27 protein-coding genes are annotated in these 25,399 nt (G+C 65.8%); 1 reads left to right on the top strand and 26 read right to left on the bottom strand.

Features of this window, described 5'->3' with window-relative positions:
* Positions 1-9: 9 nt before the first annotated feature.
* From traF (ABDJ40_RS22920) to ABDJ40_RS22825, 20 genes are all read right to left on the bottom strand, one after another.
* Positions 10-921 (bottom strand): conjugal transfer protein TraF, encoded by a 912-nt coding sequence (traF, locus tag ABDJ40_RS22920; protein WP_347613198.1) that lies wholly within the window; start codon positions 919-921, stop codon positions 10-12.
* 15 nt (positions 922-936) lie between these two features.
* A complete protein-coding gene (locus ABDJ40_RS22915; protein WP_347613197.1) occupies positions 937-1,377 on the bottom strand; it encodes a hypothetical protein in 441 nt (146 codons plus the stop codon).
* Positions 1,377-2,717 (bottom strand): conjugal transfer protein TraN, encoded by a 1,341-nt coding sequence (gene traN / locus ABDJ40_RS22910; RefSeq protein ID WP_347613196.1) that lies wholly within the window; start codon positions 2,715-2,717, stop codon positions 1,377-1,379. Before traN ends, ABDJ40_RS22915 begins: the two co-directional genes overlap by 1 nt.
* A 10-nt stretch (positions 2,718-2,727) precedes the next feature.
* Positions 2,728-3,387: a type-F conjugative transfer system pilin assembly protein TrbC gene (gene trbC, locus ABDJ40_RS22905; protein WP_347613195.1), complete on the bottom strand. Its 660-nt coding sequence runs from the start codon at positions 3,385-3,387 to the stop codon at positions 2,728-2,730.
* A gap of 103 nt (positions 3,388-3,490) precedes the next feature.
* The gene (gene traU, locus ABDJ40_RS22900; protein ID WP_347613192.1) at positions 3,491-4,549 is read right to left on the bottom strand and encodes a conjugal transfer pilus assembly protein TraU; all 1,059 of its coding nucleotides are present in this window, start codon (positions 4,547-4,549) and stop codon (positions 3,491-3,493) included.
* Positions 4,546-5,190: a type-F conjugative transfer system protein TraW gene (gene traW / locus ABDJ40_RS22895; RefSeq protein WP_347613191.1), complete on the bottom strand. Its 645-nt coding sequence runs from the start codon at positions 5,188-5,190 to the stop codon at positions 4,546-4,548. The genes traU and traW overlap by 4 nt, the downstream gene beginning before the upstream one ends.
* Positions 5,187-5,576, bottom strand: coding sequence for a hypothetical protein (locus tag ABDJ40_RS22890; RefSeq protein WP_347613190.1), 390 nt, complete (start codon positions 5,574-5,576; stop codon positions 5,187-5,189). The genes traW and ABDJ40_RS22890 overlap by 4 nt, the downstream gene beginning before the upstream one ends.
* Before the next feature lie 122 nt (positions 5,577-5,698).
* Positions 5,699-6,328 (bottom strand): conjugative transfer signal peptidase TraF, encoded by a 630-nt coding sequence (gene traF / locus ABDJ40_RS22885; protein ID WP_347613188.1) that lies wholly within the window; start codon positions 6,326-6,328, stop codon positions 5,699-5,701.
* Positions 6,325-6,690, bottom strand: a complete 366-nt coding sequence (locus tag ABDJ40_RS22880) for a hypothetical protein (RefSeq protein WP_347613186.1) — start codon at positions 6,688-6,690, stop codon at positions 6,325-6,327. The genes traF (ABDJ40_RS22885) and ABDJ40_RS22880 overlap by 4 nt, the downstream gene beginning before the upstream one ends.
* Entirely contained in the window at positions 6,687-9,233 is a 2,547-nt protein-coding gene (gene traC / locus ABDJ40_RS22875) for a type IV secretion system protein TraC (RefSeq protein ID WP_347613185.1), read from the bottom strand. The genes ABDJ40_RS22880 and traC overlap by 4 nt, the downstream gene beginning before the upstream one ends.
* Entirely contained in the window at positions 9,230-9,874 is a 645-nt protein-coding gene (gene traV, locus ABDJ40_RS22870; protein ID WP_347613184.1) for a type IV conjugative transfer system lipoprotein TraV, read from the bottom strand. Before traV ends, traC begins: the two co-directional genes overlap by 4 nt.
* Positions 9,871-10,872 (bottom strand): DsbC family protein, encoded by a 1,002-nt coding sequence (locus ABDJ40_RS22865; protein WP_347613183.1) that lies wholly within the window; start codon positions 10,870-10,872, stop codon positions 9,871-9,873. The genes traV and ABDJ40_RS22865 overlap by 4 nt, the downstream gene beginning before the upstream one ends.
* Entirely contained in the window at positions 10,856-12,373 is a 1,518-nt protein-coding gene (locus ABDJ40_RS22860) for a TraB/VirB10 family protein (protein ID WP_347613182.1), read from the bottom strand. The genes ABDJ40_RS22865 and ABDJ40_RS22860 overlap by 17 nt, the downstream gene beginning before the upstream one ends.
* Positions 12,370-13,305 carry a type-F conjugative transfer system secretin TraK gene (locus ABDJ40_RS22855; RefSeq protein ID WP_347613180.1) on the bottom strand — a complete coding sequence of 312 codons (936 nt, stop codon included), beginning with the start codon at positions 13,303-13,305 and terminating at the stop codon, positions 12,370-12,372. The genes ABDJ40_RS22860 and ABDJ40_RS22855 overlap by 4 nt, the downstream gene beginning before the upstream one ends.
* On the bottom strand, positions 13,292-13,858 hold the full coding sequence (gene traE, locus ABDJ40_RS22850; protein WP_347613177.1) for a type IV conjugative transfer system protein TraE: 567 nt from the start codon (positions 13,856-13,858) through the stop codon (positions 13,292-13,294). The genes ABDJ40_RS22855 and traE overlap by 14 nt, the downstream gene beginning before the upstream one ends.
* 14 nt (positions 13,859-13,872) lie before the next feature.
* Positions 13,873-14,172, bottom strand: coding sequence for a type IV conjugative transfer system protein TraL (traL, locus tag ABDJ40_RS22845; protein WP_347613176.1), 300 nt, complete (start codon positions 14,170-14,172; stop codon positions 13,873-13,875).
* 27 nt (positions 14,173-14,199) lie between these two features.
* Positions 14,200-14,532, bottom strand: a complete 333-nt coding sequence (locus ABDJ40_RS22840) for a hypothetical protein (RefSeq protein ID WP_347613175.1) — start codon at positions 14,530-14,532, stop codon at positions 14,200-14,202.
* A gap of 533 nt (positions 14,533-15,065) precedes the next feature.
* Positions 15,066-15,596, bottom strand: coding sequence for a lytic transglycosylase domain-containing protein (locus ABDJ40_RS22835; RefSeq protein ID WP_347613174.1), 531 nt, complete (start codon positions 15,594-15,596; stop codon positions 15,066-15,068).
* Positions 15,597-15,782: 186 nt separating this feature from the next.
* Entirely contained in the window at positions 15,783-16,289 is a 507-nt protein-coding gene (locus tag ABDJ40_RS22830; RefSeq protein ID WP_347613172.1) for a hypothetical protein, read from the bottom strand.
* A 149-nt stretch (positions 16,290-16,438) separates the two neighbouring features.
* Complete coding sequence (locus tag ABDJ40_RS22825) at positions 16,439-16,975, bottom strand: hypothetical protein (protein WP_347613171.1); 537 nt, start codon at positions 16,973-16,975, stop codon at positions 16,439-16,441.
* Between the two features lie 380 nt (positions 16,976-17,355).
* Here ABDJ40_RS22825 and ABDJ40_RS22820 point away from each other — a divergent pair, with 380 nt between their 5' ends.
* Positions 17,356-18,339 carry a hypothetical protein gene (locus ABDJ40_RS22820; protein ID WP_347613169.1) on the top strand — a complete coding sequence of 328 codons (984 nt, stop codon included), beginning with the start codon at positions 17,356-17,358 and terminating at the stop codon, positions 18,337-18,339.
* On the opposite strand, the gene ABDJ40_RS22815 is transcribed toward ABDJ40_RS22820, so the two are convergent.
* The 6 genes from ABDJ40_RS22815 to ABDJ40_RS22790 form a co-directional block, all read right to left on the bottom strand.
* On the bottom strand, positions 18,302-18,925 hold the full coding sequence (locus ABDJ40_RS22815) for an IncC plasmid conjugative DNA transfer DtrJ family protein (protein WP_347613168.1): 624 nt from the start codon (positions 18,923-18,925) through the stop codon (positions 18,302-18,304). The genes ABDJ40_RS22820 and ABDJ40_RS22815 overlap by 38 nt on opposite strands.
* Positions 18,922-20,829 (bottom strand): conjugative transfer system coupling protein TraD, encoded by a 1,908-nt coding sequence (gene traD / locus ABDJ40_RS22810; RefSeq protein WP_347613167.1) that lies wholly within the window; start codon positions 20,827-20,829, stop codon positions 18,922-18,924. Before traD ends, ABDJ40_RS22815 begins: the two co-directional genes overlap by 4 nt.
* A gap of 15 nt (positions 20,830-20,844) precedes the next feature.
* On the bottom strand, positions 20,845-22,590 hold the full coding sequence (gene mobH / locus ABDJ40_RS22805; RefSeq protein WP_347613165.1) for a MobH family relaxase: 1,746 nt from the start codon (positions 22,588-22,590) through the stop codon (positions 20,845-20,847).
* A 111-nt stretch (positions 22,591-22,701) separates the two neighbouring features.
* Positions 22,702-23,331: a FlhC family transcriptional regulator gene (locus tag ABDJ40_RS22800; RefSeq protein WP_347613164.1), complete on the bottom strand. Its 630-nt coding sequence runs from the start codon at positions 23,329-23,331 to the stop codon at positions 22,702-22,704.
* A 9-nt stretch (positions 23,332-23,340) separates the two neighbouring features.
* Positions 23,341-23,685 (bottom strand): hypothetical protein, encoded by a 345-nt coding sequence (locus ABDJ40_RS22795; protein ID WP_347613162.1) that lies wholly within the window; start codon positions 23,683-23,685, stop codon positions 23,341-23,343.
* 433 nt (positions 23,686-24,118) lie between these two features.
* Positions 24,119-25,183 carry a DUF932 domain-containing protein gene (locus tag ABDJ40_RS22790; protein WP_347613160.1) on the bottom strand — a complete coding sequence of 355 codons (1,065 nt, stop codon included), beginning with the start codon at positions 25,181-25,183 and terminating at the stop codon, positions 24,119-24,121.
* Positions 25,184-25,399 lie beyond the last annotated feature (216 nt).

The following is a 25,399-nucleotide window of genomic DNA, read 5'->3' as shown; positions in this document are numbered from 1 at the left end:
GGGAAGCTCCTATGGCATGGCGACCTGGCCAATCTGGTGCGTTGCACTGGGAAGCATGGCCAGGCCTTGAGGGCTGCTCACGACAGCGATGCGCTCCAGCAGTTGGGACTCGGACAGCACGCCAAACCCGATGGGCGTGATCTGGCCGGAGAAGGGTTGAGCGAGGAATACGGCAGGTACCTGGGCCACCTGCAAGGTGCGGGCGATGCCGTTGTCGCGCCGCGCGGAGGGGAAGCCAGGCATGGGCCCACCGTCGATGCTGACGGCGACCACCTGCATGCCGTAGCGATCCTGAAACCCCTCCAGGGTGGGGGCCAGGGCATGGCAGTACGGGCAGTCCGAGCGATAGAAGAAGAGCAGCACGTGGTCCTTGCCCAACTGGGCCATGGTCCGTGCACGATCAACGCGTTGGGTGTCGTCGAACACCTCCAAGGCCTTGGCATTGACGGGGCGCCCCTGCAGGGTCGGGTCCAGCGCGGGTGTTGCCCAAGCAACCCGTTGGGCCATGTCCGCAAAGGTCGAGGCCTGGGCCACGACCTTGGCTTCCAGCTCCATGTAGCGCCGCACGTTGGCCTCGGTGGGGCGGATGATGGCGATGTTGCGGTAGTCCTCCAGCCGCTTCTGGAGCCGCGCGAACTCCTCCAATTCAGGGGGGCGAGCGCCGGATGAGCCGGGGCGGGCGGATGTTGCGGGCGCAGCGGCCTGCGGCTGCGAGGCGGGCCTGCGCACTTCGAGTTCCGGCTCCTCGTAGAAGTGCCAGCCGCGCCAGCGGTCCTGCCAGTAGGGGGACGATGGTGGCTGCGCTGAAGTCGAAGCCGAAGTTGACGCGGCCCCTGCGCGTTCCTGGGCAAGCGGCGAGGACGACGCGGCCAGCGCCAGGAGGATGGCGAAGGGGCCTGCGACGGTGAGAACGCGGTTCATGGGTATTCAGGGCGTTCAGGGGCGGTCAGGGAAGAGCGCCTCGGGGGCAAGCGACAGGGGCGGCCGACCGTCCAGGCAGTAGTTGATACCGAAGTCGATGGTTTGGCGGCGCGGCCCTGCGGCTTCGGGCCCCTGGCCTCCCAACTGGACGCCTTCTTGCCAGAAGGTCACCTGGAGCCTGGCGCAGCCCGCCTGGGCAAAGCGCTGGAGCGTGGCCACGTCGATGTGGATGGGAGACGTGGCCTTGAAGTGCAGGGTGATGGCTTGCGCGTTCATTCCTGTGAGCACGCCATGGGCCTGGCCGAGGGGTGCCTGCAGGGCCTCGATCATCAAGGGGCGCACGTCCGTCACGGCGGTGCGGCTGACGGGGTCGGGCGGCGTGCCGTGTCCCGCGATCACGACGATGGGCGTCGCGGCGAGCGTGATCAGGGCGGCCAGAGTTGTGAGCGCTTTCATCAGCATCTCCCCTTTCCGTAATAGCAGGAGGGGACGCGGGCCGCGTTGCTGCGCTGAAAACTCCCCAGGCTGGGCAGTGTGGGGACAATGGAGGCGTAGAACTCAGTGAGGTCCATCGTCGAGAAGTTCAGCGACTGAAGCTCGTTGACCGAGAAGCCGGTGCAGTCGGGTGCTTCGCCGCTGCCCCAGCCTCGTCCCAGCTGGTTGCGGCCTTGCTCATTGACGATGCGTGACAGGACGCTGTTGAAGCAGCACTTGCCTGTCGTGCGCTCGATGCAGGCCACGCACTTGCCCAGGATCCGGATGCAGGACGAGCAGTAGGTGCCCACGGTGTGGCACAGGTGCGCCCCTTCCTGCATGGCCAGGCGGCCCTCGTCCTGGTTGCAGCTCGCCAGCGACAGGGCGACGTAGAGGACGACGGCGATGGCCAGTGACCAGGGATCGAAGGCGATCACCATGCTGTCGCCGGCGTAAAGGACCGAGGAGCCGGCGGGCAGGGCCGTGCCGTTGATGGCGACAGTGACCCCGTAGGTCGTGAAACTCCCCGAGAAGCCGCCGCTGAGCAGCAAGGCCTGCAGGCCCTGGTAGAGGAACTGGCGGTTCGCTGAGCTCATCAGCACGTCGAAGACGAGGCGAGACCCCAGACCAAAGAGGCTCTGGTTGCTCATGCCTGCGCCGGCCGAGTCCGATTGGCAGCAGTTCTTCAGCAGGCGGTTGCGGCACTTGCCGACCTCACCGGTGAAGACCCGCAAGCTGTGCGGGTCGAGGTAGACCCCGGCTTCACGCGCCGCCTCCATGAAGCTCATGGCGCGAGCGAAGTCCGCATCCATGCTGTAGGAGGTGCTGAAGCAACTGCCGGCGAAGCAGAAGACCCCGCTGGGGCAGCTGGAAGGCGGCGGGCCGCTGGCGGACGAGCAGCCGCGGTAGTAGGAGGCGAGATCCTCCAGCTGCAGTCCGGGGTTGGCGGTGACGTGTGCCGCCGCGCTGATGGCGGGGTCATGCGGTGAGACGGTGGGGTGGGGCAGCGTCGCGGAGCTTGCTGCGTTGAGCTGGGCCTCGCAAACCGGATCCCCGCTGCCATGGGCACAGGCGACCAGGCGGTTACCGGCCACCGTGCCGAGATCGGACCGCCCATAGAGTGATCGTTCCGGCGGGGTTGTGGTGTAGCCGGGCGCGACAGCGGTGGCGCTGGCAGTGCCGACGGCAGGGCGCGCGGCCGTGTTGGCGGCCTGTCCTGCCGCTGTGCCTTCGGTATGCGCGTGGGCTGGCGATTGCGCCAGCGCTGCGGACTGCGTCCCGAGGAAGCTGCAGAGGGTCAACCAGACGATGAAGCGATACATGGTCAGGCTCCTAGCGTTTCAGGCGTGCGAGAAAGATCCCGGCTTCCCGCTCCAGGCCCGGCGATACGCGGCGCAGATGCTCCAGCGCATAGTCCAGGCTGACGTCGCCGGAGGCGCTGGCAAAGTCAGTGGGAGGTGGACAGCTGCCGCTGGCGCAGGTCGCCGGGCGACCGCCTTGGCGTGCGAGGACAAAGGCCGGCACGCGCTGGATCGCGTAGCGGTCGAAAGCCTGCGGGTCGATTTGAACGGCGACTTGCTGCGCTCCGATCAGCTTCTGCACTTGAACGACCGTCTCGCGCAGCGAGTGGCCGCTGAGTCCCCGAAGGACCATCGTGGCCTGGGCTTGTGCAGCCTGCTGCGTGAGCCTCGCCAGGGTCGCGGGGGGCATGCCCAGACTGATGAAGATGAGCAGGCTCGGCCCCATGCTCAACCCGTCGGGGGCGGCTGCAGCCGCATAGCCGCGCGCGATGGCCGACAGGTCCGGCAGGGCCGGGGTCAGTGGCTTGGGCAACGCGTCGATGCGAGGCGATGTGTTCGGTTCGGGCGCTGGCTGGGGAACGAAGCGCGGCTGATGAAGGTGCTGGCGCTGGATGCGGCGGACGTCCTCCTCGGCGATCGTGGGCGTGTCACGACGGGCCTTGGCCAGGTCCTCCTCGGTAATGGTCACCACGGGCTGCGCATGTGATGCGAAGGTCCAGAGGAGCGCGGCCGGGAGGACCAAGCACCAGTGTCGCCACCGGCGTGGTTGGCCTGGGCGGCGGGCGGGGAGAGGATCAGAAGCCCACACAGCAGTTCCTTTTGCGAAAGAGGAGGAAGGCGAAGTCCTCGCCGCGGATCGGGTACTCCTTGCCTGCGCCCCAGGTGATCGTGCTGCGGCCGAAGGGCTGGCAGCAGCGGCCGCCTTCTTTGCCGGTGCTCGGAACCGGGTAGGTGAGCTGCGTTTTGTAGGCCGTCTTGTCCATGACGGGCAGGAAGTAGGGGCCGCACAGGCCTGGCGTGCCGTGCCAGCCCCAGGCGATCAGCTCCCGATGCATCTTGGCGGTCAGCCGCTGGGCGAGCAAAGACGCGGTGCGTACGCCTCCCAGGTGGTAGGGCACATGGCCATCCAGGGGATAGATGCCTCCTTGGCAGCCGGCGCACCAGAACATCTCCCGGATGCCGAAGCCGGCCGTTGCTGCCACGCAGTCCGCTGCGCAGGCGGCGACGGCGACCGGGTTGGCGAAGAGCACGGCGTCGGGATTGAGGATGAGCGTGAGCTCGTCATCGGCCCACAGGGGGTCGACTTCGGTCAGGTAGGCCAGGTCAAAGGCCCCTCTCTCCAGACAGGGGAAGTCAGTGACGACCTTGAGCCAGTACATCACGGGGTTGACGTAGAAGTGCGCTTGGTAGAAGGCGCCGCCGTCGCCATCGCCCTCCGGTCGCGTGAAGCGTGCCGCCTCGGGTGCCGGCACGCCAGGGTCGAGGTTGATGCCGCCCAGCGACACCAGGCAGAACGGGGAGCGCACGACTTCGACATGGCGCACAGGCTCCCAGAAGCCGATGGACAGGCCGATGGTGGGGTTGACCCCGCAACTGCACAGCGGACTCGCGGGGTTGGCGATGTCCTCCTGGCCGCCAATGTCTCCCAGCCGGGCGTCACCGATCGACAGCGGCAGGATGCAGGACCAGCAGATGTCGGTGATGGGGTTCGGGAAGCGTCCGACGCAGGTTGCTGCGCCTGAGGCCTGCGCCTGCAGCGCGGTGAGCCCAAGGACCGAGGCGAGCAGGGGAGCCAGGAGCCGAGTCAGCGGCCACGCCCAGGCTCGCTGAGGCAAGGATGGCAGCGCAATCATCGCGTGACCTCCAGTTCGTCGATGCGCAGCCTCTGGCCCTCCTGCGAGACCAGGGCTGGCACCTGCCGGATCCCCAGACGCCTGGTGAGCAGGCCGAGCTGGTCGAAGTAGACGGGGCGCTGCCAGGCCTGCATCAGTGCCAGATAGGAGCCGCCCGTGAGGATGGGTTTGACCCGGCCCTCGTAGCGGGAGATCAACCGGCGGGCCTGCACGACTTGGCGCGGATCGCGGGCATCGAAGAACAGCAGGCGCTGCGGCAGGGAGACGATGTCCAGCGGGTTGGCGCGAGTGCCGGCGGTGAACATCAGGTGCCCTTGGCCGTCGTGGAGGTTGCGATCCAGCGTGTAGGTGGGGTCGAAGTAGAAGCTGCGCTGGGCCTGGGTCGCGGATAGGCCCGGGACAGGCTCGGGCTGGCGTACCGCATCGATGCCGCGCTTGCGTGCGTCCTCCTGCAGCTGGCGGAGTTCACCGCTGGCCTCCAACTGGCGCAGGCGTCCTTCGATGAACTGGAGCAGGTGCGGCTCGGCGATCTCGTAGGTCGGGCCGATCACGTCGGCGCTCAATGCGTGTGCCGTGGGCGCTGCCATGTGCAGCGCAGTGCCTGCGATGACGAGCCAGAGGGCGCAGGAGAGGCGCTTCATCGCAGTCCTCCGGCGGGGCAGCGGATCCGGCGCACAAGTTCCTGCACACCTTGGTTTCGGGCGCCCAGATCCTGTTGCTGGCAGCTGCGGATCAGGCCCATCAGTACGGGATCACCGCCGTCGCGGGCCAGGGCGTGACGAAGCTCAGCCGTGCTCAGCGCTCGGCCGCACTGCAAGCGGAATGCGCCGAGATAGACCTTGGCGCCTTCGCTGGCTGCGGGTGCGATCTGCTGGAGCAGAGCCAGGAGGTTGGCCATGGGGATGTCAGCCATGGGGAGGTCGGCCTCGGTAGTGATCGCACCGCGCGCCGGGCTCGTTTGTGCCTGGGCGGGCGAGGAGGCCAGCAACGCCCCCAGCGCCATGAGAGCCGACAGGATGGCGGTCACGAGCAGCAGCGAGAAGCGGACGATCCGCCAGCGTCTGGCGCAGGTCTGGCGGGACGGGCGCGTTGTGCATGCGGGGCCGGCAGAGCGGGATGGGTAGGGTGGTAGGCGCATGGCGGCCTCCATCAAAGGATTGGATCCACGACGCCGATCACCTGCGTGGCCCGCACGAGGCCGCTTTGGCGGTAGCGTGAATCGAATGAATCGGGGCTCGTCCCCTGCACGTACAGGTGGCCGGGCGGGATGACGCCGGGCGCAATCGGCTCCAGGGGCCTGCGATCGAAGGTCCGGGCCTTGGCCAGGCCGACGCTCACGCCGTTGATCCGCACCTCGCGTCCATCCACTGTCACCAGGTCGCCGGGCAGGCCCCGTACGATCTTGAAGAAGGGCTGGCCGGCGAGGCCGGGGTAGTCGCGAGCGCCTTCGCCCGCGAAAGCGAAGACGATGAAGTCCCCCCGGTGCAGGGGGCCCTGGGCTGGGTGTAGGAGCGCCACCCGGTAGGGCAGGCTGGGCGTCCAGTTGAACAGCACCGGCAGGCGTGGCGTGGGGTCGATGAACAGGCGCAGGTAGGCCAGCACCCAGATCACGAAGATGGGCAGGTACAGGAACCAGCGCTGGCGCAGATGGCGCCCAGGACCCTGGATAGCCCGGACGGCACGCCGAATGTGTCCCTCGAGAGGTCCACAAGCCTGGCCATCAAGGCGGCATGGGCGACTGGACTTCGCCGCAGGATCGCGCGGGTGATCGGCTTTCATGGAGCCTCCACTTTCTGGCGCAGGCGCGCCGTGAGATCAACGGTGTCGGGCGTGGGGCCCGCGACGGAAGTCCTCAGGAGAACCAGGCAGCCACACTCGATGGGCAGGGCCTCCAGGGCCAAGGGCAGGCGCTGGGAGAAGTGACGGGCCATCAGCAACGCGGCCTGGCGTTCCTCTTCCGTGCGGGCCGCCGTGAGGCGGCGGGTGAACTCGTCTTCCTTGGCGCGGTACACCTCAGCAAGATCCACAACGCCGACGGTGCGCCCGGGGCGGATCACTTGCCGGTCATAGACCCACTGGACCATGGCGGCGACGGCCAGGCTGACCAGCGCATTGGCGATGAGGAGCGTGCGCGGGCTCATGGCACGAGGCCTCGCCGGCGCAGCACGATGGCAATCGCCTCATCGATCGAGTGGCCCTGGGCGCGCAGCTCGTCGATGGGCACGTTGTCTTCGAGCTTGTTCGAGAAGAGCAAATGGGTGGCCGGATCGAGGATGCTGCGGGCCACCCCCTCCCCGACGGGCGACGAGATGTAGAGCTCAGAGAACGACCCGGCTTCGGTGCGCAGCGAGTGCAGCAGGCGCTTCTTCGGCTCGTCCATGGCGAGCCGTCCCTTGCGGTCCAGCATCTCGATGGACTCCGGCTTCTGGCGCAGCAGGAACACCCAGTCGGAACAATTGAAGGCGGCTTCCATCTGGGCGGACCCGTAGTAGTCATCCGCCGACTGCGTCGCCGTGACGAGCGCCCCGCCGTACTTGCGTGCGCGCCGGGCCGCTTCTTCCACGACGGCGGCTTTGACCGGATCGTCGGCGCCGACATCGCCCAGCTGCTGTTTGAGCTCGTCGATGAACAGCACTTTGCGGCGGTTGCGCGTCAGGTACATCTCCCCGGTGATCCGGTGGAGCAGCAGGATGTTGACCACCGCATGCAGGTCAGGCCGGCGCTTGAGCTCCTCGTTCTCGATGACGATGAAGTCGTTGCTGAAATCGATGTTGGCGCGCCCTTCAAAGAAGCGTTCGTACTGCCCGCCCTTGGCATAGGGGTTCAGCATGAGGGCCAGATCCTTGATGCGCTGGTCGTTGACGGCGCCCAGCTCCCGCAAGGTGCCCTGGCGGAACGCATCGCGCAGGCCCGTGATCGTGAGGTCCTGGCCGTGTTCGCGCCACAGCTTGAGCACCATGGCGGAGATGGCCTTGTACTGGACCTCTTCCAGCGAATGCAGCATCGAGCACATCTTCGAGATGCCCGGCACGAGCATGTCGATGTCCTCGTGGATGTCCTGCACGATGGAGAACGGGTTCAGGCAGATGTCGACATTGGGTCTGAACTCGATGTAGGTGCCGCGGGCCTTGCGGCAGAGCTTCTCGAAGGAACGCCCCAGGTCCAGCATCCAGACCTGGGCGCCGATGGAGCGATAGGACCAGGCCATGTCGTTCATCAGCACCGACTTGCCTGAGCCGGGGGCGCCGATGATCGCGGCGTTGTAGTTGCCCAGGTCGTTGTCGAACAGGTCCAGGGTCATCAGCTGCCCGCGCCGCCCCCCAAAGACCAGGGCCGGCGTGCGCGTGCCCCGCCACTCGGCGATCAGCGGCGCGAGGTGGATGGCGTTTGCCATGGTCTTGCGCGTGACCCGCCGCATCTTGGCCAGGTCCTGGTGGAAGCGCTCGGAGAGCGTCATGGGCAGGCTGGCAAGCAGGGCTTGGCGATGCATGTAGGCATCGGCGTTGAGCGTGAAACCCCGGCCGCGCCAGATGGCATTGGCCGCCTCGTGCGCCGAGGCGGCCTTCTCGGGTGTGGAGAACAGCGCCAACTGCTGGTACAGGCTGACCAGGCTGCCGCCGGTGTCGATCGCGTCGGCAGCGGCCGTCCAGTCGTCCAGCTTCTTGCGGACGTCCGGCATCACGTCAGCCATCCTGGACTTGGCGTTCTGGGTGGCGCGGACGTGGTTGGCCGTGACCACGGACTTGGTGGCGTTGGGGTCGAGGATGTGTACGCCCAGCGTGAGCAGAAAGGGGGCGCTGTACTGCAGTGCTGGCTGCATCAGATCGCCGATCAGCGAGCCCATCTGCCACAGCGCGAAGCGCTCCGGAAAGGACTTGACCGAGTAGAAGCGGGCCTCCAGGACGTCGGGGCTCGATTCCTTCCAGAAGGTCAGGCCGCTGGGTTGGGGATCCTGGATGGTGTCGAAGTCAACGATCTGGTCGCGCAACTCGCGCCCGTTGTCGTAGTTCAGGTCGGGTGCGTCAGTGCCGGACAGCCGGTCCGGGTTGGTGAAGATCGCGCACCAGTTGATCAGGTCGGCGGCATCGCACACGCGGTTGGGCAGCGAGGCGGAGCGCAGCGTCGATGCCATCGAGTCGCGCAGGGCCAGCAGCTCCTCACGCTTGTTCAGATTGTCCGGTTCCCCGGGGAATGACACCGACAGCATCAGGCGGAAGTCGCGGATCGTGTAGTGAAAGCCCGAGGTGAGCGACTGCTGGGCCCCGTCCAGCAGGTGCCCCACGCGCTGCCGGGCAAGGACGCGGAACAGGTTCTCGTTGCGCGCAGGGCGGCCCCAGTGCTGGGCCTTCTCAAGCTGGTCCTCGTCTTCGACACGCAGGTTGGCGTAGCGACGCAGTTGCGGGCGGATGTGGGGCGAGGCGAAGAGGCTCAGCTGCAGGCCTGTGCCGGCCGGGCAGTTTGCGTAGAGCGAGACCAGCACTTCGGTCATGCGCTCATCGGCCCCGGACTGCGGCATCAACTCCAGCATGAAGCCCATGCAGTCGCGGTTGCTGAAGATGCGATCGGCCTCGAGGTAGCCCATGTAGGGCAACCAGGCCGCGAACTGCTCTGCCGGGCTGTCGGGCGAGGTGCCGAGCCCAAAGGGCAGCTTCAGAAGCTGCCATTGCGCGTGGTGGCCTTTCATCGTGGCACCTCCGTGGAGCTGCGCATCCCGAGTTCAGGAGGCAGCACAGGTCGTGCTGTTGTAGAAAGTGACTCTCCTCGGGAGGGGCCGTCGTTCGTAGGAGCCGCGCTGCTGGCGGTGGGCGGCGGCCGTAGCGGGGCGTAGGCCTGCCGGATGCGCTGCTGCACGTGATCGATCAGCCAGCGGCCCTGGTCGACTTGGACGTAGACGTGCGTTTGGTCATAGAGATCGCCGTCAATGTCTTCCCAGGGCTTCACCCACAGGCGCAGGTAGCGTGGAGGTGCGCGCAGTGCCAAGCCCGAGCCCTGGAGCTCCGGGGACTCTTGCGCGGTCTCGTCTGCAGCCGGCATGCGGGTGCGAGGCTGTGCGGTGGGCCGGGGCCTAGAGGGCGTCTGCGGGGCCGCGTCGGCCGTACCTGCCGTATCTGCCGCGCGGGGCGAGACCTTGCGATGTCGCTGGCCGGGCAGGTTGTTGGCCAGGGCGTTCGCATAGGTGCCTGACACTGAGTCACAGGTCACGCCGTCTGGGGCCTTGCAGGCGTACTTGGACTCGCCGCCCAGTCCGGACATGGACATGCAGCCGCTCAGGGCAAGCAAACCCACCAGCGGGAGCGCCCGGGCGCAGTGGCCGCGCGCTCTCATGGCCGGCTCCCCGGCGTGGGCGCGGAGGTGGTGGTCGGCGAGGTGGTGGTCGTTGTGGCGCTGGGGGGCGTCACAGCCGTGGCCGCGAGGCGCGAGTCGATCGCGGCCCGGTCGATGAAGCCTTCGGTGCGCTCGCCGTTGGCCCAGATCAGCGTGGGTGTGCCTTGGACGCCGAGGCTGCGCGCCAGCGCCAGGTTGCGGCTGATGGGATGCGCGCACGGCGCGCCGGTGTGCTGACGGCGGGCGTCCCCGCGGGCCATCCAGTCACGCCAGGCTGCCTCGCGTTCCGTGGCGCACCAGATCGCGATCGGCCGGGCCTCGCCCAGGAATGGCACCAGGAAGGTGTAGACGGTAATGTTGTCCAGGCCGGCGATTTCGGCTTCAAGCTGCCTGCAGTAGCTGCAGGCGGGGTCGCTGATGACCGCGAGCTGGCGCTTGCCGCTGCCCCGTACCGTGCGGATCGCGTCTTGCAGCGGTAGGCGCCCAAAGCTGACGATGGGGGCGGTGACTGGGGCGCCTGTAGTGCCAGAGGCGACAGAGGCGTCTCCCGGAGATTCCGCACCGCCGGCAGATTCGGGGGCGGACCGTTGCGCAAGCTTCGGACCGGTCAGATCCCGCATCGTCTGGGTGTCGAAGAGCCGGCCGAACACGAAGTAGCGTGGGTCGGCGGCGAGGACATAGGCGACGTTCCCGTCCATCCACACTTCGTACAGGCCCTTGACCGGTGCTGGCGAGATGTCGGTGAAGAGTGTCCCAGGATGTGCCTTCTGCAGAGCCACCCGCAGGCGGGCCGCCTCTTGCGGCTCGGCGAAGGCGTGGTTGGCGACGAGAGTGGAGGCGAGGCTCAGTAGCACGGTGATCGCCGCCGCGAGCCGCACAGCGAATCGTCGGGTGCGCCCCACTTGGGGTCGGATGGGGAACCGACTGGGGATCGTCAGGCTGCCGAGGGCGAAGCGCCGGCGCGCACGGGCATACCGCCCTTCAGTACTCGGGGTCATAGAGGGTCTCCTGGTAGCGGTAGGCAGGGGAGGTGGTGCCCGTGTAGGCGCTGCTGCGACGCGCCGTGGGCGTCGCCAGCGTCGGCCCGGGCCCGGTCATGGGCGTGTCGATGCGCACGCCCTTGGTGATCACCACATCCACTTCGCGGGCCGCGTCCACCTCGATGACGGGGAAGGTGTTCTCGGCCAGCTTGATGTAGTACTGGGCGAGACGGTCCAGCGCCTTGCCGACCCCGGTGCCCAGGCCAGCGCGGTAGGCATCGGCGCCGGACGCGCTGGCGACCGTGCCCAGTGCTGAGGTGCTGTATTCGGTGGACGAGGTGGCCAGGCCCTGGCCGATCCCGCTCACCACGCCCGCGAGCAGGGCGTTGGCCAGCATCTGCCCCTGCTTGGTGACCAGGCGTCCACGCAGCCCGACCTTGCCGTCCTCGCCGTAGACCGTGCCCTGGATGCGCACCTCCAGCGCGGCACCGTCGTCTCTCACGCAGGACAGGGATTCGGTGCGGAGGTAGGCGCGCTCGGAGGAGATGTCTCCGTAGCCGGCGGCGATGACGAAGCACTCGCGGTACTCGCCGCGCATGCGGTTGGGCAGGATGGAGTCGTCCGACAGCCGGATCAGGACAGGGTGCGGGTTGGCTTGCGATTGCCCGCCGGTGGGGGCATCCAGGCCGCCCAGCAGCGTGCCCCGGGTCAGGCTGACTGGGAGGAAGGTCGACATCGTGCGCGGCGTCTCGGCGTTTGCGCTATCCATTGCCGGAGGCGCTGCCGAGGTCGCTGCTGACGTCGTGGCCGTCGTTACATGACCTGCAGTCGACGTGGCGCCCATTGTCTGGTCGCGCTGGGTGATGACGATGCGGGAGATCCGGGGGATGCCCAGAGGCAGGGAAGGCGCAGCCACCCCGTCTGGATCCTGGTGACCAGGAGGCTGGTTCAGCCAGGCGTTGTCGCCACCTCCGGAACGCACAGGCCGGCTGGGAGCGGGCAGGCCGCTGGCGGGCGGCATGGTCGCAGGCGCGACCGGCAGGGGAGGGTCGATTGGAGTGGCCGCTGGGGGAGCCGCCGCCTGGGCAGTCGTTGGCGCGGCCGCCGTGAGCTTGTGCTCCAGATCGGCGAAGCGTTGCTGGGTGCGCAGCTCAAAGGCCGAGCGCTCCTTGTTCAGCCGCCCCTGTTCCTCACGCTCCGATTCGTACTGGGCGAGCCGGCGGCCTGCGGTGCCCACCCATTGGTCCACCGGGTTGACCTGCGCCCCCGGGGGCATCACGCCGATGTTGGTGGGGCCGCGGAGCGCTTCCAACTGCGGGAGGCTTCCCGCAGCTCGATCTCCCGGGCTGGTGCGCGGCGGGGGAGCGTTGAGCGTGAGGACCAGCCACAGCAGGGTGATGCCGCCAAGGAAAATCAGGCCCAGCAAGCCGTACTGGCGTTGGCGAGGGGAGAGCGGCTCGATGGCGCGACGCAGGAGTTGCGCCGTGCGCTCGCGCACAGGGGGGATGCGGCCGCTCATGGCTGCACCTCCCGTCGGATCACAAAGACCAGCGTGCTGTCGCCAGGCCGCAGGTTGTGGTGCTCGATGGCCACTGCTGCGACGCTGCTGCCCGAGTCGTCCGGGTGATCGAACTCTTGCTCGGCCAGCACCAAGGGGGCGTCGCTCACGTTCTGCAGGCGATAGCGCTCGCCGATGAGCCCGCGGACCCGGTAGGTGCGTTGCAAGGTGAAAAGTGCTTCGCGCCACAAGATGATGGGCTGCGCGTGATCCTCCACCTGGATGTCACGGGCCAGGCGGTTTGACGCCATCGCGACGAGCAGCGCCTTCAGGCCCCGCACATGGCTGGCGGCCGTACCAGGCGGGAGCGCAGGGGCGGAGGCTTCGGCACGCCGCTGCAGCGCAGCCTTGTCTCGAATGACGATCGTGTCGGCTGGTGTGTCTGCAGGGCGCAGCAGCAAGGTGTAGGTGCCGTGGGCCGAAGCCACGAACAGGTTGATGGGCTTCTTGCCCTCTCCGATAGGCCGGACGTAGATCTCGCCCTTCTCGCGATCGCACTCGATCACGAGCTCGCCCATCGGGTTGATCAGCGAGCCGCTTGCCCAAGGGGACGGTGGGAGTCCGTTTGCAGCACCGGCAACAGCGGTTGCACCTGCTGCGCCTGCCGTGACAGTTCCAATGGGAAGGGCAGGAGGCAGTGCTGTCTTGACTGCCTCCGCAGCGCACCCGCTGCTGTGGATGTTCCCGAACACCTCCGTGATTACGGTGCCATCGATGCGGATGCGCGTCGGCTCCTGGATGGAAAGAATGGCCTCGATGGAGGCGCCGTCGCTGGCGTCGAGGACCTGCATCGCCATCGCCGGTCCATGGCCGCCAGTCAAGGCGGCGACCAGGACGCAGGCCCCGGGGACAAGCCGCCGCCTGACGCTCGCGTGGAGTTCAACGGGTCCCATAGGGAACCTCCTTGAAAGTCTTGAGGTGCATGCGTGCGCCGCCGAATCCGAACTCGACCAGGTAGGCCTTGGGTTCGTTGGCGGTTTCAATGCCATTGACCAGCGTGCGCAAGCGGCCGCGGATCACGATGCTCTGGCCGTTGCTGCTGGGCACCAGCTGTTCTAGAACCAGGGCGGTGGTGGCGTTGATGCGCTTCAGGCGCTCAGCCTCGACTTCCTGGCGCGACTTGAGCTCGCCGTGCTGTGCGGGCTCGACGTAGCCCAGCAAGATGTCCTTCTTCCAGTCGATCGTGGCGGGCGTCACGTCAAGGACCAGCCAGGCGACGAAGGAGGCCATCTGCTCGAGGTAGGCGCCGCTGGCCTTGGCGTCCGTCACCCAGAAGGTCTTGTTGAGCGTGGGGGGCACGATCACTGTGCGCTCGGTCCCCAGCACCTTGATCAGAACCGTGAGGGTGAGAACCTGGCTGATGGCGAGGGCCCCGACCGCCAGGCCCAGGCCGCGATTGCGGCGCAGGAGTTCCTTGCGGTCGGTGTTGAGCCGATCGAAATCCATGGGCGCGCTCCGGTTCAACCGACCATGCGGCGGATATGGGAAGACGGGGTCGCCCGCAGGCTGGTGAGCGGCGTGCTCGGCAGGTGCCACCACAGCCAGTGCACGGCAAAGGCGGGATGCTTGTCCGCCTTCAGCTTGGACACCCAGCGCGAGATGGCGAAGCCTGTGACCATGCACACGGCGAACGACACCTTGGTGCCGGACAGGTAGCCGATGAAGAAGGCGAACAGGACGGGCGCTGCGACATCGACATCCCAGAAGCCGAGCTTCCAGGCATCGTCAAGACGGCGCGGGATGTAGGTGTCGGTGCGCATGCCGGACTCCTTCTGATCGAGTCCGGGTCAGATGACCGCGCCCATGATCGCGCCAGCGATCACGAGACCCACGGCACCGAAGATGGCCAGGCCAACGTAGAAGAGCACGGGGCCGAAGTTCCTCAGGGCCGCCAGAGAGATCAGCGCGACCACGAAGCCGACGAATCCGACCAGGGCCTTGATGCCGGGACCGAGCGTGCCGATCTGCGTCAATGCGGAGGTCATCGGCCCGGTGATGCCGGTGAAATTGACCAGGTCCAGCGCCAGACTGGGGACGGTCGCGAGCATGCCGAGCAGGCACAGGAAGGCGAGGGGGCGGCGTGCAACCGGGCGTGCCGGCGAAAGAGTTGCAGGGCTCATGAAGACCTCCAAAGAGTCGAGCGTCCAAATGACTGGTAGAGGACGGGTGCGCGACGGGTGCTGGACGGGTGGGGCAGGTCAATGAGCGTGCCTGGCGTGCGGATGCTGGTGCGGGTGTTGGGAGCTGGTGAAGGCGGGTAGGAGTGCGCGATCTGACCGTTGGCCCGGAAGACCTGGTGTCAGGTGCTGTGCGTGCTATGGCGGCTGAGACATCGGCCGAGGCTGAATGTCTACTACGCCCGTCACCGCGTGTGGGGCGGGGACAGGCTGCGGTGCCGCCGCAGGTCCGGTCGGGTGCGCGATGGGGAGGCTGCCCAGGGTCTTGGGGGAGCGGATCGGACACTTCGGCAAGACGCATCGGACAAAGCCGGCCGCGGCGCCGTAGCCGACCTGCATCAGCTGTGTGGGTGCTGGCGCGTGCGCTGTGGGCGCTTGATAGGTGGTGTTCGCGCAGGAGGCTAGCGCGAGGCTGGTGGCGAGGAGCACCAGTGCTTGCCAGTGGACGACCTTGGAATGAGTGTGAGGGTAGGTTCTCATGGCGTCACCCTTGCAGCACGCAGTGATGCCGCTGGCTGTGGGCGTGGCATGGCCGGATTCGGTCGCGGTTGCCAGGTTGGGAGCTGCCGAAACACCTTCCACGCATAGTTGGAGCGCGCCTGTGTGCAGGCCAGCCCCTTCAGCTCGCTGCATGCGGCGTTGTACGCGCCGACGCTGTCCCAGCTGAGTCCTTTGCGGGCGAAGAGGCCGGCCAGAAGCCAGGCGCCTACGTCGAGGTTGGTGCATGGCTCGTAGAGGTTCGCCTCGGTGATTCCATGCGGGGCGAGGGCGGGCAGATGGCGGCTGTTGATCTGCATGAGGCCGATGTCGATGGAGCGGGTCCGCTGGAAGTGGGACCGGTTCACCGCCTGTGGGTTCAGACCGGACTCCACTTTGGCAATGGCGTAGAGCAGCGCAGCCGGCACGCCATGGCGCTGGGCGGCTTGATTCCAGCAGGCATGCGCTTGGGCGGGAAGGCAACACAGCAGGCTCACGGCAAAGAGCACGTGGCAGAAATCGCGGGGCATGAGACACCTCTCGACAGCCAGTCCGCCTTCCGCATGCGCGGGAGGACCTGTGGGAGGCCGGATGTGCGGCCTGATATAGGGCGGGTCGGTGGCGGGTGGGCCTGTGCGAGGCCAGCGGGGCTGGTTTGCGGGTGAATCAGCGGGTAGGCCTAGCCCGAGGCCAGGCTGCTCAGCGACGTGGGGTCGTCAGCTGCTTGCCTGCATGGCGTGATGCTGGGCATTGTGCTGGGCGCGCTGCGCCATGTTCAGGCGCGCGAACCGGAGCAAGGACTGACCTGATGCATCCGCTTCACGGCACAGCGCAACGGCTGCCGTGGTGAACTGGTCCAGTTGAAACTTGGGGTTCGGATGCTGGTTTGCCGGCGATCGCTGCAGGGCCTGCAGCCGTTCATACTGCTGTCGCCACATGGCCTCGCGGCGGCGGACGGTCGCCGGGTCACGAAGAACGAGTTGCGTGCCGAGGTAGCTGAAGAGCGTCTGCTGTCCATCAGGTAGGTCCAGCACTGCCGAGACCGAGGCGCTGATCAGATCGGGTAGGCGAAAACTGGGAGCCTGGTTCAGCGGACTCTTGAGGACGCCGTACAGCCAGGCATGCTCCTCCAGCCAGAGTCGGGTTTCGACGACGTCGGGGGCTGTTGTGCTGAGCTGGCAGGACTGCTGCTCGCGGATTGACTGGCTCAGGACCGATGGCATGGCGGCGACCTCTCGATACGGCATGGAAGCTAGCGTACCGATAGAGGAGCACCGAGTCGCGGGTGAAATCGGGTGATCTTGGGGGGAATTTGAGGCCGGCGCTGAGTTTGGCGGGCGGCGAGGTGGGCACATCGCTCAGGTCGACGTCCTCACTCCACGCAGCCTTCGTTCACACCTGGATGCCAACGGGCACCGGTCAGGGGAACCAAGCTCTCGAACAGGCCAGCTTCCTTGTAGCGCGCAAGCGGGTCTTGAAAGTACAGGGACCCAGGCGTCCAGTACGACTGTGGCATCTTCCTGGCAAAGCCATGCTCGTTCAAACGCCTGTCTTCGTCTCGATGGATCGTCGCGCGCAGCCCGTTGGTTCGAAGCGTCCGTGCAATGAACTCTTCGGTGACTTTCGGCTCATTCACAAGCATGTCGATGACCACGGCGATCGGCACCATATGCTCATGCCTCAGATTCTTGCAGCACCAATCGTGATAGTGCTCCGGCGATCGAAATGGCTGGGCTGCAATCAGCTCAGCTGCTTGCTTTGAACGGTAGTTGGTGGTCAGGTGCCAGTGCGCTGACTCCGTTGCTTGGCGCACGAACATGCCCACTGCCGGTCGACACTTCGGGTCTTTAAGGCAGTCCGCCTGGTGCAGCGCATACAGGGCTTTCGCGAACTTTGCGACGTTCGGCATGTTGGTGTCTCTTGATTCTGGTCAATCGGCCGACGCTCAGCGGTGTACCGGCTTTGAACCATGAGGATAGCGATCCTTGAGTCGCACACTCCAAGATCCTCAACGGGTGTCCAAGGCAGTGCGGGCAATTCTCGATCGTGGCAATGGTCGGGTGCTCGCTGCGCCTGCAATTGAAAAATGTGGTGAGACGGCAGCAGGAAGCGATAGTTCGGGTGCTGACCGCTGAAGCCGGACCGCATGTGGCACGATGGACCGCTAGCGCGGGCCTCGGATCCGCCCTTCTAGGATAGCTTGTCCACGATGGTACGGCGGGTGGGCTTTCCGTTCGTTGGTGTCGATACCGTTGCAGCGGTTGCTGCAATGCAATCCCCTATTCATCCATGCAAAAAGTCAAGATAACCCAAGAGGAGCTGAGCCGCGGAGATGGTCAGTTCGACCGGTACATGCAGTATGTATTTCAGCGGCTTACCGCTGCTTCCTGTGTGCCTGAACTGGCATTGTTCCAGGCAGCCTCACTGATAAAGAAGGATGGCTACGTGATCAAACTGGGATCGGATCCCGACGCTGTTGGGCTTTCAGTCGCCAACTGGATTTCGAACCATTTCGGTGAGAGGCAAGAAATCTCGTATTGCCTTCCGCAGGTGGCACACCAGCTGTATGGGATCACCTATTTGCTGCGGATGCCCATCCTACGGCCGGACAGCATTCTGTTAACGCAAGCGGCCGATGGTCTGAGTCCAAGCTTTGAACAGCGATTGCCAGCTAAGATGCTCGCGCAGTTTGAGCAGGACTACAACGATCTCTACGGCGCCCTTGAACTGATTGTCAGGTTGGATGCGACTACCGTGGTTCATCTGGAATCGGCGGCACAACGTCTCTACGCTGGCAGCGTTCACCATGCACTATCGCGCTGGGAGTCGTTGCACTTCGTCGAGCGCGCCATGAAGGAAGTGCTAGAACCTCTTGGGGTCAAGGAGACTGGGAAGAATGGGCACGACGTAGCGGGCGTTCTGCACGATTGCTGGCAAGCAGCGGGGAAGAAGCCTCTGCCGAGGAAGCTGCTGGATGACGTGCACTGTTCCGCTGACATCCGGTATCAGAAGTCTCCCGCTCCCTTCCTGCAGGCGATGCAGGCGCATCATGCATCTATCCAGTTGGCTGCACTGATCGCGCAAGAGATACCGCCCGTTCCGCCATTGGAGAGCGGGATGTTGATACGCTTCAAGGATCTCGTGCGAGATGCCTCACTGCTTCTCGCGCGCATTCAGCCGGCACTGCAAGGCGAGAAGTCAGCTGTGCAGTGGGTCAAAGTCGTCGTTGGAACGCCTAGCCCCGATGATGGAAGTTCGCTATTGCCCTGCTGATGAAGAATGCCTCCAGAGGCAGCAAACCAGCGAACGCTGCGGGTGCAATCGTCAGTGGCACCACGAAGGCGACGATGCTGGTACATGCCAGGAGGACGAAGGCGCTCGCGAACAGGACGAATAGTTCCGGGTCGTGAGGCTTGAATTCCTTGGAGCGCAGTACGCGCACCATGAGGCCGTCGATGACGATGGCCAGCAGCAGACAAGTCTGGGCCGGGAGCCAGTCGAGCTGGCAGGAGAGCCGGAAGCAGGCGAGCAGCAGCAACGCGTCGATGGATCGGAAGTACGGATTTCCGAAGAACCGTTGGTTCACGCGCTCCATTTCCTTCGCGACGGCTTGGCCCATCCGATCAGCAGAGGGCGCTTGCGACGAACTGGGGACCGGGCTGGCGCTGGCCGCAGCCGTGTTCATTGCCAGCGCTCGCTCCAGGATGTGCAGGGCTGAATGCTCACCCCAGAACGCGACGTTGAGCGCATGCTCTGCCCGGATCTGCGCCAGGAATCGCTCGGGTGGATGCGCGGCCGGCAGATAGAGCACCAGGATCAACAGCAAGGTCAGTGCTGCCACGGAGATGACGCGGATCATGCGGCTGGCCTCCTGTCGAGGGCGGGGACTGGTGTTTCCGTGTCGAGGATGGGGAAGCGACCCTTGATGATGCGGCCGCCTGAGACGGATCCGAAGTACTGCAGGTTGGGCAGCTTTCCGAGCACATCGGCCGGGATCATTTCTTCGAAGCTCTCTGCAATCTGCGTCGAGTAGCTGGCCGAGAAGTCCCCCAGGTGGGCATCCGCCCCGTGGCTCAGGCCGACGCGCAGGGAGTGGATGGCCGTCTTGCCGAAGGTCTCGACAATGAAATCCTGCGTGGGGCGGTCCTTTGAGCGGAAGGCGATCAGGTTGTTGAGGTTGCCAAGGGCCATGCGGGCCGCATCCTCGCTGCCCAGGCGTTTGGCCAGATCGGCCAAGGTCTGCATGGCGCAGGTGGTGTAGATGCCGCCCTCGGCGCCCTTGTTCAGAATCTCGATCAGCGGCTGATTGATCACGTTCGAGACTTCGTCGACGAACAAGGATATCCGCCGCTGGCCGCCTAGGTTGTAGCGCATGCCCGCACGGGCCGCCAGGTCGGCCAGGGCCAGTGCGCCGATGGCCGAAGCGACCGAGGGGTCGGGCAGCGAGTCCAGGCACATGTACAGCACGTGTCCCCCACGTTCGATCTTCTCGAAGTTCATGATGGCCCGCCGGTCCTGGGGATCGAACGGGTCCGGACTCAGGCTGCGCCCGAGGTCTCCCGAGGTCAACATGGACAGGATGGGCAACAGGTTCGCCGTGATCTTCTGGTAGTGCTCCCGGTTGTGCCGGAACACGCGGACCTGGGAGTCGATGACCTTGTTTCGCTGGCTCTGCGGCACGTGATGCTCGTAGAAGGCGACGAAGGCCATGAGGTCTGCGCTGGCCGCCTCGGAGGGGCGCTTCATGTTGCCCCGGTGGGCCTCGTGCAGCAGGCGTTTCATCTCCGGGCGCTCGCGCCAGCCTTCCCCGAGCTCGGCGTCGTAGAAGCGTCGCAGCGACTGCTCCAGCACGGGCTCAATGCCGCCTTCGATGTAGCGCGTCAGCTTGGCGAGACTGGGGCGCTCTTCCAGATCCACCAGCCCTTGCACCACGACATTGACCGCATCCCAGGAGAAGGCACCGAAGGCCCCTGCCGTGTCGGCAGGGAGGATGGATTGAATGCGCGAGGCCAGTTCGGTCGGCTTTTGCCAGTTGAAGGCAAAGTCAAGCCGGACACCAGTTTCCGGGAAGGCCGGATGGAACTCCAGGAAGGTGCCGGGCTCGCGGTAGCGTTCGCAGGCGCGAACAGCCGCGCGTTTGAGGCGCTTGCTGTTCTTGGGGTCGATGGCGATCACCACGTCGCCACGGCGGATCGCTTGGGTGACCAGGTTGGAGAGCGCGACACCTTTGCCGGCCTGGGTGGTGCCGATCAGCAGCGTGCCGCCCTCGAAGTTCTGCAAGGGCCGGTACAGCGCTTGCTCGCGGGGCTCGACTCCGTGGATGTAGGGCAGGCCGATTTCTGCATCTGGCTGGGGCGTCACGGGATAGCCCAACGCCCGCAGCAGGCGTGGAGAGGTGGCGTAGCGCCGGTAGTCGATCTTGGCCAGTTCGTAGAGGCGCTGCGAGTGATGGGGCTGCCAATCGAAGCCGAAACCCAGGAACACTTCATCGGGCCACTGGGTCAGCTGCTCCTGCTGTGCCGGGTCGATGACCTGCATGGCCCGGCCCGTCAAAGCGGCACGCAGGACCATGATGTGCATGGCCTGTGCCGCACGCCACAAGGCCATGAGCAGGCAATAGCTGCTTAGCGGCAGGGACACCTCGGTGGGGATGCCCGATCTTGCGCTGAGGACCACCGTAGTCGCCGAAGCCATCAGCCACACGCCGCTGGCATACGCCTCGTAGGCGCGGCGCCAGGGCATCTCGTAGGCGCGGGCGAGCATGCGGGCGCCTCCAGCTCAAGACCGCCGTGGCAGATCGTGGATGTAGCGCTCGGCGATGACCACGCCTTGAAGCTCCTGGCCGCCGACCCCCGGGCCCGTGGACGCTCCGCCCTCCAACATGTGGGCCTCCTGCAAGGCCCGAACGACGGCAGGGGGTTGAAGCTTGCGCGCGGTGAGCGCAGTGAGCGGGATGAAGAGTCCGCTCTCCACAGGGCAGGCGGCCCACTCGGTCTCGGCCAGGGTCAGGGTCGCGACGATGTCTTGCAGCGCGTCCTTGACCATCGGGGCGAGTCGCAGGGGCGCAATCAGCCGGGGCTGCGGTGGTGGAGGCGACGATGTCGAGGCGGCTTCTCGCCCGAGTGCGGTCGATGGTGCAGGCGCAGCCTCTGGGGCGGCTCTCTCGGAGCCCAGCTCGGTCGGGGAAGTGCCTGGCAGCTCCAGTTGCCCGGGTGCTACGGCCTTGGATGCCCCGTCTTGGCATTGGCGGCGCGACGGGTGGGCGGCAACCGGCGAGGCCCCGAGGCCTGCACTTGGCCCCTCAACTGTTCCTGCAGTTGGCCCGCCGCGCCCCGGAGCATTCGCGGGCGTCAAGAGCGGGACGGGCAGCGCCGTGGGCAGCTTGTGAAGGTCGGCAAAGAGGATGCCGGGCGTGCTGAGCTTGACGGCGTCCAAAGGCGGCTTCCCACCGGGTGGATGGATGATCCAGGACGGGCTGCCGTCCTCCTGACGGAGCAAGACCCCCGCGTTCAGAAGCACCTCAAGGATGGTCTTGGGGGCTTTGGGAATGCCAGGAAGCTGGTCCGACTCCAGAAGTTGCCGCACGTCATCGGCAGCCCCCGGCCATGCCAGGAACATGCCGTCGGCGCCGAACCACACGCGGGACTTGTCGGTGTTCGGGGCCCAGTTGGTGCTGGATGCAAGCAGGCGGCGCAGGGCGTCTATGAGGTAGCGCTCCAGGTGGGAGCCCAGTTGCGGCTTGCCATAGCGCTCGGCGCTGGCCTGCATGAAGCGGTCAATGACCAGGGCCAAGGCCCGATGCACCAGGCCCTCCAGCGCGTTGTGCTCCCGAAGCAGTTGGACGCCCGCGACTGTGGCCAGCAGGTGGGGAACGATCGGGGCGTCGTCCGATGAGAGTGCCCGCAGATCCTCCCGAGCCAGAACATGGGGCAGGGCGAAGAGGCCGAGCGAGCGAATGTCGAGTGCGTGGGGGCGCCACTTCAGGAAGTAGCGGTCGACCTGACGGTCATGAAGCCAGGCCGTCAAAGGCTCGATGTAGGGGGACCACTCATGGCCGGCCTGATCGGTGACGATCAGTTGGCTCAGCGGGCGGTGCAGCTCGGCGCACAGCCCCGCCACGAAGGTGGCTTGGCGCCACCGTGGTTCCAGAGCTGTTCGCTCCGAGATGGTGGCGCGGCCAGAGAAGATGTGAGCATCCGTCCCTTGAAGCGCATAGAAGGCGGTTTCCAGTCCGAGCTGCAAGAGGCCGCCCGGCTCGTTGAAGTAGTTGTCGGCGGTGCAAGGGAGCAGATGGACGTAGGCGGCGTAGCGCTGCAGGACCGGAAGTACTGACTGCTCAAAGGACGCTCGGTCCATGCCAAAGCACAGCTTGATTCGAGCGATGAGATCCTGGTGGGCATTCAGGAGCTCCGAGACCTCCAGAGCAGGGAGGCCCGGGTCTACCGAGGGGTAGTGAAAGCCTGGGCGATCCGATGCGTCGGCGACGGGCGGGCTGTTCGATTCGGCGGGCATCGCATCAGACATCGCTGGAGGCTGCTCGGTGCAGCGCATTGGACGGGGATGGCCCATCGTGCGTGAGCCAGACCATCCAGGCCAGGCGAAATCAGTGCCGTATGCCAGTGAATTTGGCAGTGGCTAGCTGCGGCAGCGGTAGCCGGGCCCACAGGCATGGATCCAGAGCGTCTGTGGATTGGTCGGGGCGGCACGCAGAGGGTAGGCCGCTCTGACCCGGGGGTCGCACGCGTAGCGCTTGAGCAGCTTGCAAAAGGGGCACTCGTGATTGGATGTGGGTGCCAAGCTCAGCCCGGTCAGGTACTCGCTGTGGCAGTGTGGGCAGGTGAACACAGAGAAGCTGCGGCTGCTCACAAGCCAGCGCCCAGCGGTATGCGCTACCAGATCGAACGCCCGGTCGAAAGTGATTCTGGGCACCGAGCGGCACGAGCTGAGGTAGTGGCGGTAGGCGCCGACCAGGGCGTTGGGTGGGTCGATGCCGCGAGACGCGAGGCGCCGGTATAGGGCCACGACGATCGAAGCTTCGGTGCGGCAAAGCAGGTTGGCCGTGTGATACCACTCGCGGGAGTCCGGGTGGCGGCCCCGGCGGGGCCCCTCCAGCGGCTGGCGAAACAGGCGCTGCAGGTGACTGGGCGCCAGGCCGGTCAGGAGTTGGATGGTCCGCAGGCGGGCTCCCATTTCAGCGCAGGCGGTTGCCAGGGCGAGGGTGCGGATGTGTCGCTGTGCATGCACCAGGTTGCGTTCGATGGGCATGGCCAACGACTACTCGGTGCTTGCGCTGGAGGGGTGACCAGGGCTTTCGTCTGGCGCGCGTCCCGGAACACGAGGATCCGGAGGATGTGCAAGCAGCATAGGCCCTGAGAGCTGTGGCGGCCAAGACAGCACCTGCACGAGGTCGGCCCGCGGCGGAAACAGGCATTCGTCGCCGAGTTGGGTGACGAAGCTCAGGAGCTGTTGGAATGCCAGTGAGCACAGGAACTCCGCCTGATCCGCATCAAGGCAGAAGCGGCTACAGGCACCAGCACTGTCGTGCTTGGTGCATTCGACGATCAAGACGAGCATGTTCAGATTGGCAATCTGAACGGGTGAGAGTTCAACCGGACCCATCGCAGTCTCCGAGCAATCTATGAGCGGAGGCGCAATCGATGATCAGTCCGCACGATCAAGAGAAGACCCGGCGATTGCGCCTTTGGAGCTGAGCCTATTCGTCACGCGCTGAGGAGGTCAATGCGTGAGGAAGAGGATCATCCGCAAAAGATGGCATGCGGCGACTCTTGGGAATGGTGCGCAAAATGGAATGAAAATAACGCATTAGTGAAGCGCAATTTCATGGTCGATCAAGAGTCAGCATAGGTGAGATGCTGCGGAATGTCACTTCTGTGCAGTAGTTCGGAGTTCTCGGGAAGCAGGCCATGGAAGGCCTGCGTATCCGGGCGAACAGGACAAACGCAGCGAGGCGCACCGGCGCGCAGTGCGCACTGAAGGGGCGACCCTCTTCAGCGCGCCTACTGCGTGCACCTGCACTGGTGAAAGGTGCGGGTCAGGCAGCTTCTGCCAGACCCTTCCAGTCCCGCTCCGACAGCTCGATGAGCTTGCCCCCCAAGGCCTCGAACTCGGTGGCCCGGTCGTAGTCCTCGACCTCCTGGCTGAAGTGGGTGACGGCGTTGACCAGCCCGTAGCCAGACAAGTCGCCGCCAGCCACCAGGTGCCGCAGAACGCCGGAGCGCTCCGCGTCGTTGAGGGTGTAGCGCTGGGCCAGCACCTCGACGCTTTGCACTGGATCACCCGTCAGCCGTATGCCCATGGTTCGCTGCATCTTGGCGGCGGACTGCCGGAATGTGACTTCGGAGACGGTTGCCTGCACGACGTCCCGGACCTTCAAGAAGAAGGCCTTGTCGTCTGCTTGCAGCGTGTCGTCCTGGTAGACGGTCACACCATCGTCCTCCTGGCTGAGGGCGCGCCCCACGTGGGTTTTGCGCAAGGCACGGTCCGCGACGATCAGGCCGTTGCGACACACCAGCCGGAACAGCAGAGGCTGCACCGACAGCGTGCCTTGGCCTACCTCCGAGTTGGAGATGACCAGACCCGCTTGGACAACGTCGCCGGGAGCCATCTCGAACTTGAGCTGCGGAGTGATGCACTTGAGGTACATGCGGGTCTCCGTCAGCTCTACCGACTCGAAGCTCAGGCCAGGCAGACCGCGCAAGATGGGCAGCACATGCGTGGCCAGGTCATAGTTGTCCAGGCGGCGGTACCGATCGGACAGTACGGCACGCACCTGGCCGTCCAGTGTGCGCAACAGCCGGCGGTCGGGCTCGCTTTGCAGCCACGTGTTCACGTTGCGGTCCAGCAGCTCGGGCTGGCCCTCGCGCATGCGCTCGAAGTAGGCATAGGGGATGCCCAGTTTGTCAGCCAACTGGCGCCGCGCGAGTGTCGTGACGCCATAGACCGCAGGCCCGGCTGCTTCTTCGATCACCAGGGTGGTGCCACCCGCCTCGGTGGTGCTGTGTCGCACGAGTGGCGAGGGCACTACCAGGTCCTTCTTCGTATCGAGCTGGCGCTCCAGTTCATTTGCCAGATCTACAAGGCTACGTCCGATTCTCATGACCATCTCCTTTGATTGCGAAATGCGAAGACGGACACCCCATGCTGGGGATGTGCATCCCCGCGTGGGTTGACGACAGACCGGTGCCTGCCGGTCCTTGAATGCGCGACCGGGGTCGCGCGCAGGCTTCAAAGGCTGCCTTCTCCACGCTGATGGCGCGGGTCGGTGTGGCAGCTACCGAGGGAGCGTGGCTCCCCAAGAAATCTCGCCGATGAG

Source organism: Roseateles flavus (assembly GCF_039872765.1).
Taxonomy (GTDB): domain Bacteria; phylum Pseudomonadota; class Gammaproteobacteria; order Burkholderiales; family Burkholderiaceae_C; genus Roseateles_B; species Roseateles_B flavus.
The sequence above is the reverse complement of the archived record's forward strand: the minus strand, read 5'-3'. Positions and strand labels throughout refer to the sequence as shown.

What these genes read in the sequence shown, in the direction of transcription:
- ABDJ40_RS22825 (WP_347613171.1), bottom strand. Translation starts at nt 16,975, where the DNA reads ATGCCGAACGTCGCAAAGTTCGCGAAAGCCCTGTATGCGCTGCACCAG.
- traV (WP_347613184.1), bottom strand. Translation starts at nt 9,874, where the DNA reads ATGAGAGCGCGCGGCCACTGCGCCCGGGCGCTCCCGCTGGTGGGTTTG.
- mobH (WP_347613165.1), bottom strand. Translation starts at nt 22,590, where the DNA reads ATGTCTGATGCGATGCCCGCCGAATCGAACAGCCCGCCCGTCGCCGAC.
- ABDJ40_RS22790 (WP_347613160.1), bottom strand. Translation starts at nt 25,183, where the DNA reads ATGAGAATCGGACGTAGCCTTGTAGATCTGGCAAATGAACTGGAGCGC.
- ABDJ40_RS22915 (WP_347613197.1), bottom strand. Translation starts at nt 1,377, where the DNA reads ATGAAAGCGCTCACAACTCTGGCCGCCCTGATCACGCTCGCCGCGACG.
- traN (WP_347613196.1), bottom strand. Translation starts at nt 2,717, where the DNA reads ATGTATCGCTTCATCGTCTGGTTGACCCTCTGCAGCTTCCTCGGGACG.
- ABDJ40_RS22820 (WP_347613169.1), top strand. Translation starts at nt 17,356, where the DNA reads ATGCAAAAAGTCAAGATAACCCAAGAGGAGCTGAGCCGCGGAGATGGT.
- traL (WP_347613176.1), bottom strand. Translation starts at nt 14,172, where the DNA reads ATGCGCACCGACACCTACATCCCGCGCCGTCTTGACGATGCCTGGAAG.
- ABDJ40_RS22855 (WP_347613180.1), bottom strand. Translation starts at nt 13,305, where the DNA reads ATGGGACCCGTTGAACTCCACGCGAGCGTCAGGCGGCGGCTTGTCCCC.
- ABDJ40_RS22830 (WP_347613172.1), bottom strand. Translation starts at nt 16,289, where the DNA reads ATGCCATCGGTCCTGAGCCAGTCAATCCGCGAGCAGCAGTCCTGCCAG.
- traU (WP_347613192.1), bottom strand. Translation starts at nt 4,549, where the DNA reads ATGATTGCGCTGCCATCCTTGCCTCAGCGAGCCTGGGCGTGGCCGCTG.
- traE (WP_347613177.1), bottom strand. Translation starts at nt 13,858, where the DNA reads ATGGATTTCGATCGGCTCAACACCGACCGCAAGGAACTCCTGCGCCGC.
- ABDJ40_RS22860 (WP_347613182.1), bottom strand. Translation starts at nt 12,373, where the DNA reads ATGAGCGGCCGCATCCCCCCTGTGCGCGAGCGCACGGCGCAACTCCTG.
- ABDJ40_RS22800 (WP_347613164.1), bottom strand. Translation starts at nt 23,331, where the DNA reads ATGCCCATCGAACGCAACCTGGTGCATGCACAGCGACACATCCGCACC.
- ABDJ40_RS22840 (WP_347613175.1), bottom strand. Translation starts at nt 14,532, where the DNA reads ATGAGCCCTGCAACTCTTTCGCCGGCACGCCCGGTTGCACGCCGCCCC.
- traF (WP_347613198.1), bottom strand. Translation starts at nt 921, where the DNA reads ATGAACCGCGTTCTCACCGTCGCAGGCCCCTTCGCCATCCTCCTGGCG.
- ABDJ40_RS22795 (WP_347613162.1), bottom strand. Translation starts at nt 23,685, where the DNA reads ATGGGTCCGGTTGAACTCTCACCCGTTCAGATTGCCAATCTGAACATG.
- traF (WP_347613188.1), bottom strand. Translation starts at nt 6,328, where the DNA reads ATGAAAGCCGATCACCCGCGCGATCCTGCGGCGAAGTCCAGTCGCCCA.
- traW (WP_347613191.1), bottom strand. Translation starts at nt 5,190, where the DNA reads ATGAAGCGCCTCTCCTGCGCCCTCTGGCTCGTCATCGCAGGCACTGCG.
- ABDJ40_RS22815 (WP_347613168.1), bottom strand. Translation starts at nt 18,925, where the DNA reads ATGATCCGCGTCATCTCCGTGGCAGCACTGACCTTGCTGTTGATCCTG.
- traC (WP_347613185.1), bottom strand. Translation starts at nt 9,233, where the DNA reads ATGAAAGGCCACCACGCGCAATGGCAGCTTCTGAAGCTGCCCTTTGGG.
- ABDJ40_RS22880 (WP_347613186.1), bottom strand. Translation starts at nt 6,690, where the DNA reads ATGAGCCCGCGCACGCTCCTCATCGCCAATGCGCTGGTCAGCCTGGCC.
- ABDJ40_RS22865 (WP_347613183.1), bottom strand. Translation starts at nt 10,872, where the DNA reads ATGACCCCGAGTACTGAAGGGCGGTATGCCCGTGCGCGCCGGCGCTTC.
- traD (WP_347613167.1), bottom strand. Translation starts at nt 20,829, where the DNA reads ATGCTCGCCCGCGCCTACGAGATGCCCTGGCGCCGCGCCTACGAGGCG.
- ABDJ40_RS22835 (WP_347613174.1), bottom strand. Translation starts at nt 15,596, where the DNA reads ATGCCCCGCGATTTCTGCCACGTGCTCTTTGCCGTGAGCCTGCTGTGT.